A 16,439-nucleotide genomic window follows, 5' to 3' on the forward strand; every position below is an offset into this window, starting at 1 on the left:
CCGCAATTACTCAGTGTGAAACCCACAAGGTTGTGGCCTTTGCCCTTAACGAATCTTCAACGTGGCCAGTCCCACCAGAACCAGCACCACCGTAATCACCCAGAACCGCACAATCACCCGCGGCTCCGGCCAGCCCTTCAGTTCAAAGTGGTGATGCAACGGCGCCATCCGGAAAATGCGGCGTCCGGTCAGGCGGAACGACGCCACCTGCAGGATCACCGACACGGTTTCCATCACGAACACCCCGCCCATGATGAACAGCACGATCTCCTGGCGCACAATCACCGCCACAACCCCCAGCGCCGCACCCAGTGCGAGGGCGCCAACGTCCCCCATGAAGACCTGGGCCGGATAGGTGTTGAACCACAGGAATCCCAAACCGGCCCCCACCAGGGCACCACAGAATACGATCAGCTCGCCGGTCCCCGGCAGATGGGGAATCAGCAGATAGTTGGCGAACTGGGCATGGCCGGACAGGTAGGCAAAGATACCCAGCGCCGCCGCCACCATCACCGTGGGCATGATCGCCAGACCATCGAGACCGTCGGTGAGGTTGACCGCGTTACTGCTGCCGACAATGACGAAGTAGGTCAGCAGAATGAAAAACACCGGTCCCAGAGTCAGCGACACGTTCTTGAAGAACGGCACAAACAGCGACGTTTCCTGTGGCAGGTTGGCGCTGTAGAACAGCGCCACCGCAGCCGAGGCGCCAATCACTGACTGCCAGAAGTACTTCCAGCGGGCGGGCAGCCCGCGGGGATTGCGCTCCACCACCTTGCGGTAGTCATCCACCCAGCCAATGGCACCGAAAGCCAGTGTCACCAGCAGGGTGATCCAGACATAGCGGTTGCTCAGGTCGGCCCACAACAGGGTACTGATGGCAATCGCCACCAGAATCAGCGCGCCCCCCATGGTGGGCGTGCCGGCCTTGCTGAGATGGGTCTGTGGACCGTCATCCCGGACCGCCTGGCCAATCTGGTACTGGCTCAGTTTGCGAATCATGTACGGGCCAATGAACAGCGAAATCAGCAACGCCGTCAAAATCCCGAAAATGCCGCGCAGCGTCAGGTACTGAAAGACCGTCAGCGCGGAAAAGTATTGCGATAGAATCTCTGTCAGCCAGAGCAGCATGAATCTGTCACCTTGTTTTTTAACCCCTCCGCCACACGTTCCATGGCGGAACTCCGAGAGCCTTTGAGCAACACGGTAACCGGTTGTCCACCCTGGCCCAGCAGGTATTCGACAGCCTTGTCATGGCTGTCGAATACCTGCGTCGATTGTCCAAATCCGTCGCCATAGCCCTCGCAGCCAGGCCCGACAGCCAGCAGCTGCTCGATACCCAGCTCGCGGGCAAAGGCACCCACATCCTGATGCAGCCGACGACTGTCCGGACCCAGCTCAGCCATGGTGCCAAGCACCGCGATCCGTACTCCGTCGTAACCGGCCAGCACCTTCAGTGCCGCTTTGGTGGACGACGGATTGGCGTTGTAGCTGTCATCAATCAGCGTCAGCGCGGCGTTCAGCCGGGTCGGGCTCAAGCGCCCGCGCACCGGCACCATCGCCGCCAGGCCCTGCTCGACCTGCTCCGGAGCCAGCTCCAGCGCGTAACAGGCCGCAGCCGCCAGCAGAGCGTTCATTACGTTGTGCTCACCGGCCAACGCCAACTCAATCGTCGCCTGCCAGCCATCCGGTCCCTGTATCCGGAAGCGCTGGCCTTCCGGCCCCGATGTCAGATCCCTGGCGACAAACGCCGCCGCGGCATCACCCGCCAGGCTGACCGACAGCACACGACGATCCCCCGCCCGACGCTGCCACCGGGAAAAGGCGGCATCATCACGGTTCAGCACCACAACACCGTCGTCGACCACGCCATCAATCAGCTCACCCTTGGCCACCACGATGTTGTCGTAGCTGCCAAAACCTTCCAGGTGGGACTCGCCGGCGTTGGTGATGATGCCCACCCGGGGTCGGGTCAGTTGAATGGTCTGGGCGATCTCACCGACGCCGCTGGCGCCGTGCTCGATGACCGCGTAACGGTGTTCCGGCGCCAGCCGCAGCAGGGTCAGCGGCACCCCGATGTGGTTGTTGAGATTACCGGCCGTTGCCAGTGTCGACGCCACGCCGCCAAGAATGCTGGCCAGCATCTCCTTGACGGTGGTTTTGCCGCTGCTGCCGGTGACCGCAACGCACGTCGCCTGACAGCCCCGCCGGTTTTCCTGGCCGAGACGAGCAAGCGCGGCCAGCGTGTCCGGCACCATCAGTTGCGGCAGATCCACCGCATCGTCCAGCGTATCCACCACCGCAGCCACCGCGCCCGCGGCCTTTGCGGTCGCCAGGAACCGGTGACCGTCAAAACGCTCGCCCCTCAGGGCAACAAACAGATCGCCCGGGCCCAACTGACGGGTGTCGGTGGAGACTCCGCCAACGTCTGGCCCGGACACCGGATCGGCGCCCAGCCAGGACGCGATCTCAGCCAATGAGAATGAGCGGATCACGCCACACCTCCATTCAGCGACAGGGCATGGCGCACCTGCTCGACATCGCTGAACGGCAGTCGCTGCCCAGCGGTTTCCTGCCAGGCTTCGTGCCCTTTACCCGCCACCAGCACCACGTCGCCCGACTCAGCAAGGGCGACGGCCTGGCGAATGGCAGCCGCGCGATCGTGCACCACCGCTACCCGATCCGGCTGGGCAAAGCCGGCCAGGATATCGGCGACAATCGCCTCTGGCGCTTCACTGCGGGGGTTGTCATCGGTCACGATCACGCCGTCGGCGGCCGCTTCGGCTTCCCGCGCCATTTCCGGTCGCTTGCCGGCATCCCGGTCGCCGCCACAGCCAAACACGCAGATCAGCCGTTTGCGGGCATGGGGACGCAGGGCCGCCAGCGCATTGGCGAGCGCATCCGGAGTATGGGCGTAGTCCACCACCACCTGCACCCCGTTGGCGCCGGTAAACGATTCCAGCCGCCCGGGTGGAGGCGTCAGTCGCTCAACCGCCTGGGCGACCCGCATCACCGGGACGCCGAGACTCAACACCGCGCCCATGGCCGCCAGCAGGTTACTGGCGTTAAAGGCCCCGAGCAGGGGCGCGGAGATCTCAAACGATCCCCACTGCCCATCCACCGACGCCTCAAAACCACCCGTCACCGGCTGGAACCGGGTCAACCACAGCTCGGTCTGGGCCTCGTGCAGGCTGTAACGAACCCGGTCGCACTGACCGTCCAATTGTTCGTAAAGCTGACGACCGAAGGGATCGTCAAAATTGATGACGGCAAAATGCAGCTCTTCGCGCCGGAACAGTTTTGCCTTGGCGGCGCCATAGGCACCCATGGAACCGTGGTAGTCCAGATGATCCCGGGTCAGGTTGGTAAACACCGCACCGGTCATGGACAGGTTGTCGATGCGGCCCTGATCGAGGGCGTGGGACGACACTTCCATGGCCGCCGCCCGGCCCCGCTGTGCCAGGATCTGTCCCAGCAGACGGTTAACCGTTACCACATCCGGGGTGGTGTGGGTCGCTGTCTGCAACCGGCCCGGCATGCCGTAGCCCAGGGTGCCGATCACGCCACAGGGAGTGCCGGTCTCATTCAACAGTTGGGCAATGTACTGGCTGACCGAAGTCTTGCCATTGGTTCCGGTCACCCCAACCAGTCGCAAACGCTGGGACGGATGTTCAAAGAAGCGGTCAGCAATGGCGCCCAGACGAGCCTTCAGTTGAGGCACTGGCACCAGCAACGCGCCGTGAAACTCCCGGCACTGACCCGGCGCATCCACATCCAGCAGGACCACGGTTGCGCCACGTTCGATGGCGGCCGCAACGTAGTGATCGGCAGGCGTTCGGGCTCCGGCGACAGCGATGAATGCATCTCCCGCCCTGACCTCGCGACTGTCGGTCGCCAGGCCGTGAATGGTGACATCAAAAACCGACGGTACCTCAACAATACCGTGCAACAACGAACTCAGGGATGTGATGCACATAGCGTTAACCCCGCTCTCCGGTGCGCTGGACAGGACGCTGTCCCAGCTCCAGTTCTGGCTTCACATTCAGTAGTCGCAATGCATCACTCATCACCCGGGAGAACACCGGTGCGGCCACTTCACCGCCGTAGTATTCACCCGCCTGAGGTGCATCGACTGCCACCACGGTTACAATTCTCGGGTTGTCGATAGGCGCCATGCCCGCAAACACGGCCTTGTACTGGCTGTCTTCATAACCTCGCTTACCCACCAGGTGAACCGTGCCGGTCTTGCCTCCGGCCGAATAGAACCCTGGCTGCGCACGCCGTCCGGTGCCATGTTCAACCACCTCCCGCAGCATGTCGCGGATCTGGGCAGTGACCCGTTCCGACAGCACCCGCTCCCCCTGGGGCGGGTGCTCCAGTTTCAGCAGACTGAGCGGATAGCGGGTACCACCATTGGCCAGCACCATGTAGGCCTGCGCCAGCTGCAGCGCGTTGAGGCTCAGACCATAACCGTAGGACAGCGTGGCTTCCTCCACGGGGCGCCAGCGCGGGGGCGACGGCAGTACGCCCACAGCCTCGCCGGGAAAACCAATGCCGGTGGCCTGTCCCAGCCCAAGCCGGAAGTAAAGGTCCCGCACCACATCGCCCCCAAGATCGTTGGCAATGCGGCTGATACCGACGTTGCTGGACTTGGTGATCACCGTGGTCATATCGACAACGCCATAATTGCGGGCGTCGCGAATGGTAAAACGACCAAATCGCCGATAACCCGGCGATGTGTCGATGGTGCTGGAAACCTTGTAGCGCCCAGATTCCAGGGCGGCGGCCATGGTAATGGCCTTCATCGGTGACCCGGGTTCAAAGAGATCCGTCACCGCCTTGTTGCGTAACCGCTCGGAACTGAGCTGGCTGCGATCATTGGGGTTGTAGGAATGCTGGTTGACCATTGCCAGCACCTCCCCGGTATTCACATCCAGCATCACCAGGGTGCCACCGTGCGCCTTATGGGCGGTGACTACCGCCTTGAGCTCCCGGTACGCCAGATACTGCAGACGCAGATCCAGGCTCAGCACCAGATCCTGACCCGGGCTGGCGTCACGGATCAGCGACAGATCCTTGATCACACGCCCACGATTGTCCTTGAGCACCCGTTTGGACCCGGGCTCTCCCCGCAGCCAGTCGTCGTAGGAGAGCTCCATCCCCTCCTGACCCTGTTCATCAATGTTGGTGAACCCCACCACATGAGCAGTTACTTCGCCAGCAGGGTAGAAACGCTGGTACTCACGGCGCCCATAAACCCCGGGGATACCCAATTCCAGAATCTGTCGCGCCACGCTGGGTTGCATTTTGCGCTCCAGATAAATGAAGCGACGTTCGGCGTACCGCCGCAACCGCTCACGCAACTCACCTTCGGGAATCCCCAGCAGACGGGCCGCGGCAGCCAAACGCGGATCTTCCGGGTCCATTTCCGAAGGGTTGGCCCAAACAGTCTGCACCGGCGTACTAACCGCCAGCGGCTCGCCGTAGCGATCGGTGATCATGCCGCGATGGGCGTCTACCGATTCCACCCGAATCGTGCGGACGTCGCCCTGCTGTCGCAGGAACTCCTGATCAACCACGTGCAGGTCTACCAGCCGCCAGGCCAGCACCGTCACCAGCACCAGAAACACAGACACAACAGAACCAAACCGCCAGGCTCTTAGCCCGGCGGTCAGTCGTTGACGCCATGTCGGTTGCTGTTGTGGTGCTGACACAAGCCGTACCTGCTCAGATCGCTGTCATTGTGTGTACTACCTGCCACCAGCCGCTGGCGACGCCAGCGGAACCAGCACGATGTCCTGTTTGCCGGGCACGACCATGCCCAGACTGTCGCCCGCCAGATGCTCAATCCGTCCGTGGGCGCTCAACGCGCTCTGCTCCAGCAGCAGCTGACTCCACTGCCGCTGGTAGGCATCACGCTGATCCTGTAACGTGGACAACTCGTTAAACAGCCCACGATTGGTGTGCGCACTGACCACCACGCCCAACGCCGAAGCGATTAGCACGGCCACCAGGCCCAGGGTAATCACCAGGTCCCGCTGTGCCAGCGAGACAAAAATCCGCCGCGACAGCCGATACGCGCTGGAAAACCCGGCCTTGACCGCATCCCGGTTCAGCTTGGTCGCCTTAACCGGGCGTTCCAGGGTCACCGCTCCCATTTTACGCTCCTTCCCCGGCGTTCTCCGCCATATCGCTGCGCTTTTCCAACACCCGCATTACCGCGCTGCGAGCCCGCACGTTATCACTGACTTCACCCACTTCCGCCTTCATCGCCTTGCCCACCAACCGGTAGGCGGACTGCTCTTCACTGGCCATAACCGGCAGCCCTTTCGGCAATTGCGGACCACGGGCCAGATCCCGCATGAATCGCTTGACGATGCGATCCTCGAGGGAGTGAAAGCTGATCACCACCAGACGACCACCGGGGGCCAGTTTCGATACCGCCGCGTCCAGTCCCTGCTCCAGATCCTCCAGCTCCCGGTTGATAAAGATCCGGATGGCCTGAAAGGTTCGGGTGGCCGGGTGTTTGTGCTTCTCTTTCTTCGGCACCGCGGCACTCACCAGCTCCGCCAGTGCCCGCGTGGTCTGCAGGGGCTCCTCCTGGCGCTGGTTGATCACTGACCGGGCAATACGGCGAGAGAAACGCTCTTCGCCATAACGCCAGATCACATCGGCAATTTCTTTCTCTTCGGCCGACGCCAGCCAGTCCGCGGCACTGGGACCACGGGTGGTGTCCATGCGCATATCCAGAGGACCGTCCCGTAAGAAGCTGAAGCCGCGAGCGGCATCGTCCAGCTGCGGCGATGACACCCCCAAATCCATCAGCACCCCATCCACCGCTGCCCAGGACTGCTCATCCATGGCTGATACCAGCTCTGCGAAAGAGCCATGAAAATGCCGGAAACGGGCATCCTCAGTCGCCAGCGTTTCAGCAAAGCCGATGGCTTCCGGGTCCTTGTCGATCCCCAGAAGCTGGGCCTGAGCCCCCAGGCGCGCCAGCAATAGCCGGCTGTGACCGCCTCGCCCGAACGTGCAGTCGATGTAGCGCCCTTCCGGGTTGGTGATCAGCAGGTCAACCGCCGTGTCCAGAAGCACGGAACGGTGTAGCTGCTGACCGTCCGCGTGCTCTGTCGGCCGGCTAGTCATAGGTCCAGAGCCTCCATCTCGGGAGGCATCTCGTCATCATCAGCGGCTTCATCAAGCCAATCGAACCAATGCTCTTCACTCCAAAGCTCCAGTTTTTTGCCCTGGCCCACCAGCATCAGTTTCTTGTCGAGCTTGGCGTAATCCCGCAGCGTCGGCGGCACCAGGACGCGGCCGGCCGAATCCAGTTGCAGACGGGTGGCATACCCCAACACGGTGCGCTGGAGTCGCCGAACGGCCTTCTTCATGCTGGGAAGCGCATTGATCTGTTCTTCGACGGCGGCCCACTCCGGCTCCGGGTAGACCATCAGGCAGCGATCGCCGGTCGCGCTGGCAGTCAATACAATGCGGCCATCACAAAGCTGTGCGAGCTCCTCACGCAGCTTTGCGGGGATCGCCATGCGACCCTTCGCATCCATATTGATGGCATGACTGCCGAGAAAATTGCTCATCATTGCTTGCCAGCGCTTGAGGGCACACACGGGGTGGGTGGCGGAAACCGGTCAATCGTTCTGAGCCCTGAGACGTCACAGATAAAGACGCAAGCCCCAGGAGCCCCGGGCGCAGCCAGTACCACCAAAACACCACATCCCGACTCATAAACCCACTAAAAACCACTTCCAACCACTTTTTCCCACTTTTGCACACTATAGAAACACGCCAAACACAATGCAAGCGCCACCAGGAACGACACGGTCACAAAACTTTCTTTAATGACAAGGAGTTACGAGCTTTCGAGGAGAAAACGGGCGAGATTAAAGATAAGAAAGACAACCAAATCAATTACCTGCAATTGAAACCGCAGGAATCGGTGTAAGTTTAAGAATATTTGGCTATTAGGAAGGCGTCGGGAGACCTACGGGAATCACATACTGCGGGTTACGCTGGGTGCCTCTGATGGTTAATTGCGAGTTCGCCGATAAGCCGGGTTCTGTCGTGGACAGTCATTCATCTAGGGCCTGCGTCGCCACAGGCCTCAAGCAACCTACCCGAATCCAGCGCGGGCCACGCCGTTGGATTCCTATTTGGTCTTGCTCCAGGTGGGGTTTACCATCGCCGTGAACTGTTGCCAGTCACGCGGTGCGCTCTTACCGCACCATTTCAACCTTACCGGCGCCCTGAGGCGCTTAGGCGGTATACTTTCTGTTGCACTTTCCGTCGACTCGCGCCGCCCAGGCGTTACCTGGCACCTTGCCCTATGGAGCCCGGACTTTCCTCCCCCAGCGAACTGGCGGCGACTGTCTGGCGAACTCAGGCGAGACCATACCCCCGCGACCGCCCAGGCGCAAGCATTACCGCTCCTGCCGTAACGCCAGAGCCCGCTGGTAGAGCTCATTGCGAGACACCCCGGAGACCTCCGCCACGATCTTCGCGGCTTTTTTTACCGGCAATTCAGGCAACAACAGCGCCAGCAGCCGATCCACATCAAGATCGCCACCCGGCTCGACATCCCGCGCCCCCCGAACCATCACCACAAACTCGCCACGGCGGGCATTGGCGTCCTCCCGCAGTACCTCCAGCAACTGTCCGGCGGTACCGTGGTAAAACGACTCATAGGTTTTAGTCAGCTCGCGGGCGATGGCCATTTCCCGGTCTTCGCCAAACACCAACGCCATGTCGGCAACGGTATCGGCAATCCGGTGCGGCGATTCATAGAACACCATGGTGGCCGTCTCCCGCTGCCATGCTTCCAGCGCCGTGCGACGCGCACCGGACTTGGCAGGCAGAAAGCCGGCAAAGGTAAAGCGATCGGTGGGGAGACCAGCGGCACTCAACGCCACCACCAGAGCGCAAGGGCCCGGCAACGGCACCACCTGCACGCCCAGCTCGCGAGCTTGACGTACCAACACGTATCCCGGATCGGAAATCAGCGGGGTTCCGGCGTCTGACACCAGGGCCGCTGACTCCCCGGCCTGGAGCCGATCAACAAGTCCACCCGCGCGATCCCGCTCGTTGTGGTCATGGAGCGCGACCATCGGCTTGCTCAGCCCCAGGTGCTGCAGCAGCCGGCCACTGTACCGGGTATCCTCAGCCGCCACAAAATCCACTTGCGACAATATCTTGGCCGCCCTTGTTGAGAGATCGTCGAGATTACCGATCGGTGTCGCCACGATGTACAGCACTCCCGCCCGGGATTGCCCTCCCCGCTCTGCCTGTCGCTCACTCACGCCTGAACACTCCTGCTGCAGCCCCGATGACCGCCAACTCATGTGAAATCAACCGGGACCTGATAAACTTGGCCGCCTGGGAGACGGACCTCTCCGGAAAACACCCATGGCAGGCCAAGTGCCCGCCCGGGGAGCCCCGACCCACTCCCCTATAATGGAACACTGCATGATGCCGCCCTTTGGGTGGCGTCACAAGCGATACGCCAGGAGTTGCGCGAGCCGGACATGAAAAGACACCAGTTGACATCGCCCATTCTAGCCACCGTGCTAGCCACCGCCTTGGTAGCAGGTTGCAGCTCCATCAACCTGCGAACCCATAGCCCCAGTTCGGCCGCTGAGGCGGTCAGCCTGGCTGCCGAGGAAAGCGATCAACAACTTGCCCAGCAATACCTGCTGCGCAGCGCCCGCGCCTTCCAGCAGCAGGGCGATCACCGGTCGGCCCGGCGGATACTCCGCAGCGATGCGCTTGCCACCCCACTGCCAGCGCTGCAGCCGGAACTCGACCTGCTGTCCATGGTCAGCGCCGAAGCGCTTGCAGACCAGGGCTGGGCCCGGCAACTGGTGGTCAGTCGCGCCCGGGATGCGTTCAGCCAGTATGCGGAAGACGAGGCTGTTCGCGCCGCGTCACTGCAGGCGTCGCTTTATCGCCAGCTAGGCCGCCCCGCCGATGCCGCGCTAACGTTGATGGCACTGGTCGACAGCGGGCTGGTCGATAACACCATCCCCTGGCATAACCGCATCTGGCGCGCCCTGAAACAGACCTCGGACCAGACCCTGGCCAACCTCAGCCAGCAGGCCAGCAACTACAACGCCCAGGGCTGGCTTGAGCTCGCCGCGCTGCTTCGCAGCGACGACGGCGACATCAACCTGGACCGCCAGGGTCGCCGTATCCGGGACTGGCAATACAACTGGACCGGCCATCCGGCCGCTGCCAACCTGCCAGACGAACTTCGCCTGATCGCCTCGCTGGCACAACAGCGACCAGAGCGAATCGCCCTCGCGCTGCCGCTGTCCGGTACCTACGCCAATGCCGGCCAGGCCATTCGGGACGGCTTTCTCTCAGCCTTCTATCTGGATGAGCACCGGGGTGACGCCGACAGTGATATTCGGGTGATCGACACTTACGATCTGGACGCAAAGGGCCTGCTGGCAGCACTGAAGGAAGCCGAGCCAGACCTGATTGTCGGCCCCCTGCGCAAGGAACTGCTCACCGAACTCAGCCAGCTGGCGCCGTTCCCGGTGCCGGTCCTGGCATTGAACTACCTGCCTGACAGCCTGCAGGCACCCGAGGACCTCTACCAGTTCGGGCTCGCCGCCGAAGACGAGGCGCGTCAGATCGCCGACCGCCTTAAGCAGGATGGCCTTGGCCGTGCCTTGGTACTGGTGCCTCAGGGTGACTGGGGCAGCCGTTTTGAGCAGGCACTGCAACAGGCCCTGAGTGAAGACGAAGGCGCGGTGCTGGACGTGGTGCATTACGCCGACAGCGACAATCTGCGCGAGCTGACCGCCAATCTGCTGGGCATCTCCGTGTCACGTGAGCGAGCCATCGACGTTGAACGCACCATCGGCCGTAATATCGAGTTCGAGCCACGCCGCCGTCAGGACGCCGAAGCCATCGTCCTGGTCGCTCAACCGATGATCGCCCGCCAGTTCAAACCCATGTTTGCGTTCTACTACGCTGGCGACCTGCCGGTCTATGCGCCTTCGATTGTGTATGAAGGCAACCCCGATCCCTCCCGGGACCGCGACCTGAACGCCATTCAGCTCACCGATCTGCCCTGGGTTCTGGCTCCGGACAACCCGTTCCGCAACGCCACGCAGGCGGCATTCAGCAACCTCGGCGGCCAGCTCGGTCGACTGTTCGCCATGGGAGCAGACAGTTACCAGTTGACCAACCGCCTGCCGCTGCTGAAACAGATGGCGGATGCCTCCCTGGCGGGCCAGACCGGACAGCTGTCCATGGATCGCCAGGGGCGGGTACACCGCCAGCAACTGTGGGCGCAGTTCCAGCAGGGACAACCGGTGCTGGCCACAGACGCCGGCGAAGACGAAGAACATGAAGAGAACGAGGCGAAGCAGGACGCAGAGCCGATAAACTGACCGCCGGTGCTCCACCCTGGCGTCGCAGAAAGCTCTGCGACTTCGCCAGGGGGGGACATCAGGCGCATAACCAGCCAGGGACGGCATGAACGAGAAAAAACAGATCGGCGACCGGGCCGAACGGCTGGCGCTTCGCTACCTGAAACGTCAGGGCGTGCGCATCCAGGAGCGGAATGTCTATAACCGCGGCGGCGAGATCGACCTGATTGGCCGCGACCAGGGCACTCTGGTGTTCTTTGAAGTCCGCTACCGCGGCAAAACCAGCCTGGGCAATGCCGCCGAGTCGATCGACCCAGGCAAGCAGCGCCGGCTACTCCGTGCGGTGGAGTTCTATCTTCACCGCAACCAGCTATGGCAGGCCGATGTCCGTATCGATGTGATCGCCATCGAGCCGGATGGCCACAACCGATTTCGAATCGATTGGATCAGAAATGCAATTCAGGGCAGCACATGAGTGATGATTTCAGCCTAATCAACGGCTGGTTCGCCAGCCATATGGAACATACCGCACAGGCCGCCAGCGCTACCGGCGAGGGCATCAGCCAGTCGGCGGATGCCGTGGTGCAGACGTTGCTCGCCGACGGCAAAGTCATTGCCTGCGCCAACGGCAATGCCAACATTCTGGCGCAGTACTTCTGCACCGCCCTGTTGAACCGGTTTGATCAGGACCGGCCAGCGCTACCGGCGATCAACCTGGGAGCAGACGCCACAACCTATTCCGCCATCTGTCGGGATAACCGCTTCAATGACACGTTTTCCCGCCAGGTACGCGCCGTTGGTAAGCCCCACGACCTGCTGCTGGTCATCGTGGATGATGGTCACAAAGCCAATCTGATCCAGGCCATCCAGGCTGCCCATGACCGCGATATGCGGGTGGTTGTGCTCAGCGCCAAGGAGAAAACCGACATCACCTCGCTGCTGCACCCGGAGGATCACGAGATCACCCTTCATAACCTGGCACCAAGCGAAGCCTCACCATTGATGCTGGTCGTGATCAACGCCCTCTGCGCCCTGATTGACCATAAACTGTTTGGCGCCTGAGCATCAGACAGACACAAAAAAGCCAGCGACTCCAAGAGCGCTGGCTTTTTTGTCGGCGCAGTCAGGGCCGCAGCCCTGCCGCTAATATCGCAGGCACCGCTGGACCTACTTCACCACTTTCAGGGTGGGACGACCACTGGGCCGCTCGCCCTGCTGGGAACCAGACGATGACTTGGACGACGATTCCCGGGGACCGTCGGGATCAGGCGTGCCCGGCTCACTGCCGAACACCATGCCTTCACCGTTTTCCTTGGCGTAGATCGCCATCACCGCCTGCAACGGAATAAAGACCTGCATCGGCACTCCGCCAAAGCGGGCACTGAACTCCAGCGCGGCGTTCCCTACCACCAGGCCACGCACTGCGCCAGGACTGATATTCAGAACGATCTGGCCATTGGCCACATGCTCGGTAGGCACCTGAACGCCCTGGACACCCGCATCTACGACGATGTAAGGCGTACACTGGTTGTCCAGAATCCACTCATTGAACGCCCTTACCAGGTAAGGCCGGCTGGACATCATCTTTACCGTGCTCTCGGTCACGCGTTCCCCCCGTTATCCTGCCCGCAGGCGGACAATCAGTTACGAATGTCTTCTTCCAGATCTGACAGGCTGGCCTTGAAGGCCTCACGGCTGAAGATCCGCTCCATGTACTTCTGGATCGGCTTCGCCTGCTTGTCATTCAGCTCAATGCCCAATGCCGGCAGACGCCACAGAATCGGCGCGATGCAGCAATCAACAATGGTGAATTCTTCGGACAGGAAGAACGGCATCTCGTTGAACAGCGGCGCGGTAGACAGCAAGCTTTCACGCAGTTCCTTGCGGGCCGCATCCGCCGCCTTGCCGGTTGGCTGGGCCAGGATCTGATCCACCAGGCCACACCAGTCCTTCTGGATACGGTGGATCATCAGCCGGCTGTTGGCACGAGCAACCGGGTATACCGGGAGCAACGGCGGATGAGGAAAACGCTCATCCAGGTATTCCATCATGATGTTGGGCTCATAGAGCACCAGATCACGGTCTACCAGGGTCGGCAGGGCGTTGTAGGGATTGGTGTCGGACAGCTCCTCGGGAGGATTGTCCGGATCAACGTCCACGATATCGACAGTCACACCCTTTTCCGCCAAAACGATGCGAACCCGGTGACTGTAATGACTGGCCGGATCGGAGAAAAACGTCATTGATGACCGCTTGGTCACAACGCCCATAGAGCTACCTCACGTATATAAAAACGGATTGGATCCAGAAACGCAGAAATCCAGCGAGCCTTCCCGGCCCGCTGGAGATTTCAGGTGGTCGAATTATACCCGATTTCTCAGTGCACGTCTTTCCAGTACTCGCGGTTGAGCAACCAGGCGACCAGGGTAAAGATGACAATGAAGATCAGCGCAAACATACCCAGACGCTCACGCTCAACCATAACCGGGTCTCCCATGTAAGACAGGAAGTTGGTCAGGTCGTACATGGCGCGGTCGAACTCTGCTGACGTCATGCTGCCTTCCAGGGCCCATTCGGTGCACACATCAGCATTGCGAATGTTACCACTGAGCGGATCAACGCTGCTCTTGTGACCGATGGCCGGCTTGACGGCGCACAGCCCCTGCAGATCCACCAGGACATGAGGCATACCAACGTTGTCAAAGACCACGTTGTTGACGCCCAGGGGACGGCTCTCGTCCTTGTAGAAGCCGCGCAGGTAGGAGTAGATCCAGTCTTCTCCACGCAGGCGGGATTCCAGCGTCAGGTCAGGCGGCGGGTTACCAAACCAGCTACCGGCCATGTCCTTGTTCATGGAGATTTTCATCAGCTCACCAACCTTGGCGCCGTTGAAAATCAGATTTTCCTCGTAGAGTTCAACCGGTACACCGATATCATCCGCCACCCGCTTGTAACGGGCGTACTCCAGGGAGTGACACCCCATGCAGTAGTTGGCGAACGTTGCGGCACCACGTTGCAGCGACTCCTTGTTGGTATGATCCGGCTCCATGCTGTCCAGCGGAACCGCCACACCGGCTGCCAACCCCAGGGTCGGCAGGAGAATCATGAAAAGACCAACAATCAGCTTTCTCATTATCCTGACACCCTCTCTGGAACTGGCTTGGTTTTTTCCATGCGCGTATAGAACGGCATGAGAATAAAGTAGAGGAAGTACAGCGTGGTCAGGATCTGCGCCGCCTTGGTACGCCCTTCCGTCGCCGGCACGATGCCCAGGTAACCCAGGATCACGAAGCTGACTACGAAGATCAGCAGCGCAATCTTGCTCAGCATGCCTTTGTAACGGATGGAACGAACCGGGCTGCGATCCAGCCAGGGCAGCACGAACAGGATGGCAATTGCCGCACCCATTACCACAACACCCCAGAACTTGGCAGACAGACCAAACAGGTCAACGGTCACCGCACGCAGCATGGCGTAGAACGGGGTGAAGTACCACACCGGCGCAATATGTTCCGGTGTCTTCAGACTGTTGGCCGGCTCAAAGTTCGGCTTCTCAAGGAACAGACCGCCCATTTCCGGGAAGAAGAACACCACCGCACAGAAGATGAACAGGAAGACACCTACGCCCAACAGGTCGTGAACGGTGTAGTAAGGGTGGAACGGAATGCCGTCTTTCGGAATGCCATTCTCATCCTTCACCTTCTTGATATCCACGCCTTCCGGGTTGTTGGAGCCAACCTCATGCAGCGCCAGCAGGTGGAGCACCACCAGACCCAACAGAACGATAGGCAGAGCCACTACGTGCAGGGCGAAGAAGCGGTTAAGGGTAATGCCGGAAATCAGGTAGTCACCACGAATCCACAGAGACAGATCTTCACCAATCACCGGGATGGCACCGAACAGGTTTACGATAACCTGGGCACCCCAGTAGGACATCTGACCCCAAGGCAGCAGGTAACCCATGAAGGCTTCTGCCATCAGCACCAGGTAGATCAGCATCCCGAAGATCCAGATCAGCTCACGAGGCTTCTGGTAGGAGCCGTACATGATGCCGCGGAACATGTGCAGGTAAACCACGACGAAGAAGGCCGAGGCACCGGTGGAGTGCAGGTAGCGCAGCAGCCAGCCCCACTCAACGTCACGCATGATGTACTCAACGGAGGCAAAGGCGCCTTCGGCGGAGGGGTTGTAGCTCATGGTGAGCCAAATACCCGTCACCAGCTGATTCACAAGCACCAGCATGGCGAGAGAGCCGAAGAAATACCACATGTTGAAGTTCTTCGGCGCGTAATACTTGCTCATGTGCTTCTCGTAGGCTTCTACGATTGGCAGGCGAGCATCGATCCACTGAATGAGTTTTTGCATCACGCGGTCTCCGGATCAAGTCCAACGGTCACCGTCGCATCGTTGTCATAACGATAAGGCGGCACCTCGAGGTTCGATGGAGCCGGCTGGCTCTTGTACACACGACCGGAGAGATCGTAGCGGGAACCATGACAGGGGCAGAACATGCCGCCAAGCCACTCATCCCCCAGATCCGCTGGCGCGACTTCCGGGCGATAGGACGGTACGCAGCCAAGGTGGGTACAGATACCAACCAGCACCACCAGATCCGGGCGCAAGGAGCGGGTATCTCCACTGATGTACGCAGGCTGCTGGGAAGCCTCTGCTGAATCGGGGTCCTTCACTCTCTCGTTCATGACCTCGAGGTTATCGATCATTTCCTGTGTACGACGAATCAGCCATACCGGCTTACCTCGCCATTCCACAGTGATCTGCTGACCGGGTTCCAGCTTGTCGATGTTTACGGTAACCGGAGCACCGGCTGCTTCGGCTTTGGCACTGGGATTCCAGGATGCTACGAACGGAACAGCAGCAAAGCCGGCCCCCACGGCACCCACCGCCGACGTCGCACCGATCAGGAATCGGCGCCGGCCTTGGCTCACGTCGCCATTACTCATTATGGTTTTCTCCCATCAGGCGAGGCGCAACCCGTCCACAGGAGACAGATACGCTTCGAAAAGGACTTCAAGACCCAAAAATATAAGC

The 16,439-nt window shown here is 60.8% G+C and carries 16 protein-coding genes and 1 other RNA gene; 3 read left to right on the plus strand and 14 right to left on the minus strand.

The annotated features are described in order from the left end of the window. Positions 1–45 precede the first annotated feature (45 nt). The 9 genes from mraY to rsmI all read right to left on the minus strand — a co-directional run bounded on the left by mraY (position 46) and on the right by rsmI (position 9,311). Positions 46–1,131 (minus strand): phospho-N-acetylmuramoyl-pentapeptide-transferase, encoded by a 1,086-nt coding sequence (gene mraY / locus J2887_RS16830; protein ID WP_227172249.1) that lies wholly within the window; start codon positions 1,129–1,131, stop codon positions 46–48. Then, positions 1,116–2,495 (minus strand): UDP-N-acetylmuramoyl-tripeptide--D-alanyl-D-alanine ligase, encoded by a 1,380-nt coding sequence (locus J2887_RS16835; RefSeq protein WP_227172250.1) that lies wholly within the window; start codon positions 2,493–2,495, stop codon positions 1,116–1,118. Before J2887_RS16835 ends, mraY begins: the two co-directional genes overlap by 16 nt. Next, positions 2,492–3,976: a UDP-N-acetylmuramoyl-L-alanyl-D-glutamate--2,6-diaminopimelate ligase gene (locus J2887_RS16840; RefSeq protein ID WP_227172251.1), complete on the minus strand. Its 1,485-nt coding sequence runs from the start codon at positions 3,974–3,976 to the stop codon at positions 2,492–2,494. Before J2887_RS16840 ends, J2887_RS16835 begins: the two co-directional genes overlap by 4 nt. Positions 3,977–3,980: 4 nt before the next feature. Continuing rightward, positions 3,981–5,714: a peptidoglycan D,D-transpeptidase FtsI family protein gene (locus J2887_RS16845; RefSeq protein ID WP_227172252.1), complete on the minus strand. Its 1,734-nt coding sequence runs from the start codon at positions 5,712–5,714 to the stop codon at positions 3,981–3,983. Positions 5,715–5,750: 36 nt separating this feature from the next. Next, the gene (gene ftsL / locus J2887_RS16850) at positions 5,751–6,158 is read right to left on the minus strand and encodes a cell division protein FtsL (RefSeq protein ID WP_227172253.1); all 408 of its coding nucleotides are present in this window, start codon (positions 6,156–6,158) and stop codon (positions 5,751–5,753) included. Position 6,159: 1 nt separating this feature from the next. Further along, a complete protein-coding gene (rsmH, locus tag J2887_RS16855) occupies positions 6,160–7,146 on the minus strand; it encodes a 16S rRNA (cytosine(1402)-N(4))-methyltransferase RsmH (RefSeq protein WP_227172254.1) in 987 nt (328 codons plus the stop codon). Continuing rightward, the gene (gene mraZ / locus J2887_RS16860) at positions 7,143–7,595 is read right to left on the minus strand and encodes a division/cell wall cluster transcriptional repressor MraZ (protein WP_248167095.1); all 453 of its coding nucleotides are present in this window, start codon (positions 7,593–7,595) and stop codon (positions 7,143–7,145) included. Before mraZ ends, rsmH begins: the two co-directional genes overlap by 4 nt. 452 nt (positions 7,596–8,047) lie before the next feature. Next, an RNA gene (gene rnpB / locus J2887_RS16865) (RNase P RNA component class A) lies at positions 8,048–8,397 on the minus strand. A gap of 38 nt (positions 8,398–8,435) precedes the next feature. After that, on the minus strand, positions 8,436–9,311 hold the full coding sequence (gene rsmI / locus J2887_RS16870; RefSeq protein WP_227172256.1) for a 16S rRNA (cytidine(1402)-2'-O)-methyltransferase: 876 nt from the start codon (positions 9,309–9,311) through the stop codon (positions 8,436–8,438). Between the two features lie 225 nt (positions 9,312–9,536). Between rsmI and J2887_RS16875 the strand changes: the two genes are divergently transcribed. The 3 genes from J2887_RS16875 (at position 9,537) to J2887_RS16885 (ending at position 12,452) form a co-directional block, all read left to right on the plus strand. After that, positions 9,537–11,411: a penicillin-binding protein activator gene (locus tag J2887_RS16875; protein ID WP_227172257.1), complete on the plus strand. Its 1,875-nt coding sequence runs from the start codon at positions 9,537–9,539 to the stop codon at positions 11,409–11,411. 85 nt (positions 11,412–11,496) lie between these two features. Next, positions 11,497–11,865, plus strand: a complete 369-nt coding sequence (locus tag J2887_RS16880) for a YraN family protein (protein WP_227172258.1) — start codon at positions 11,497–11,499, stop codon at positions 11,863–11,865. Beyond that, positions 11,862–12,452 (plus strand): SIS domain-containing protein, encoded by a 591-nt coding sequence (locus tag J2887_RS16885; protein WP_227172259.1) that lies wholly within the window; start codon positions 11,862–11,864, stop codon positions 12,450–12,452. The genes J2887_RS16880 and J2887_RS16885 overlap by 4 nt, the downstream gene beginning before the upstream one ends. Positions 12,453–12,557: 105 nt before the next feature. Here the strand turns inward: J2887_RS16885 and J2887_RS16890 are convergent, their stop codons facing one another. The 5 genes from J2887_RS16890 to petA form a co-directional block, all read right to left on the minus strand. Further along, on the minus strand, positions 12,558–12,974 hold the full coding sequence (locus J2887_RS16890; RefSeq protein WP_227176158.1) for a ClpXP protease specificity-enhancing factor: 417 nt from the start codon (positions 12,972–12,974) through the stop codon (positions 12,558–12,560). 56 nt (positions 12,975–13,030) lie between these two features. After that, on the minus strand, positions 13,031–13,660 hold the full coding sequence (gene sspA / locus J2887_RS16895; RefSeq protein ID WP_227172260.1) for a stringent starvation protein SspA: 630 nt from the start codon (positions 13,658–13,660) through the stop codon (positions 13,031–13,033). 107 nt (positions 13,661–13,767) lie between these two features. Further along, complete coding sequence (locus J2887_RS16900) at positions 13,768–14,523, minus strand: cytochrome c1 (RefSeq protein ID WP_227172261.1); 756 nt, start codon at positions 14,521–14,523, stop codon at positions 13,768–13,770. Beyond that, positions 14,523–15,755, minus strand: a complete 1,233-nt coding sequence (locus J2887_RS16905; RefSeq protein WP_228752820.1) for a cytochrome b — start codon at positions 15,753–15,755, stop codon at positions 14,523–14,525. Before J2887_RS16905 ends, J2887_RS16900 begins: the two co-directional genes overlap by 1 nt. After that, positions 15,755–16,351, minus strand: coding sequence for a ubiquinol-cytochrome c reductase iron-sulfur subunit (gene petA, locus J2887_RS16910; RefSeq protein WP_227172263.1), 597 nt, complete (start codon positions 16,349–16,351; stop codon positions 15,755–15,757). The genes J2887_RS16905 and petA overlap by 1 nt, the downstream gene beginning before the upstream one ends. Positions 16,352–16,439 lie beyond the last annotated feature (88 nt).

The organism is Marinobacter sp. CA1 (assembly GCF_020546665.1).
GTDB classification, from domain to species: Bacteria; Pseudomonadota; Gammaproteobacteria; order Pseudomonadales; family Oleiphilaceae; genus Marinobacter; species Marinobacter xestospongiae.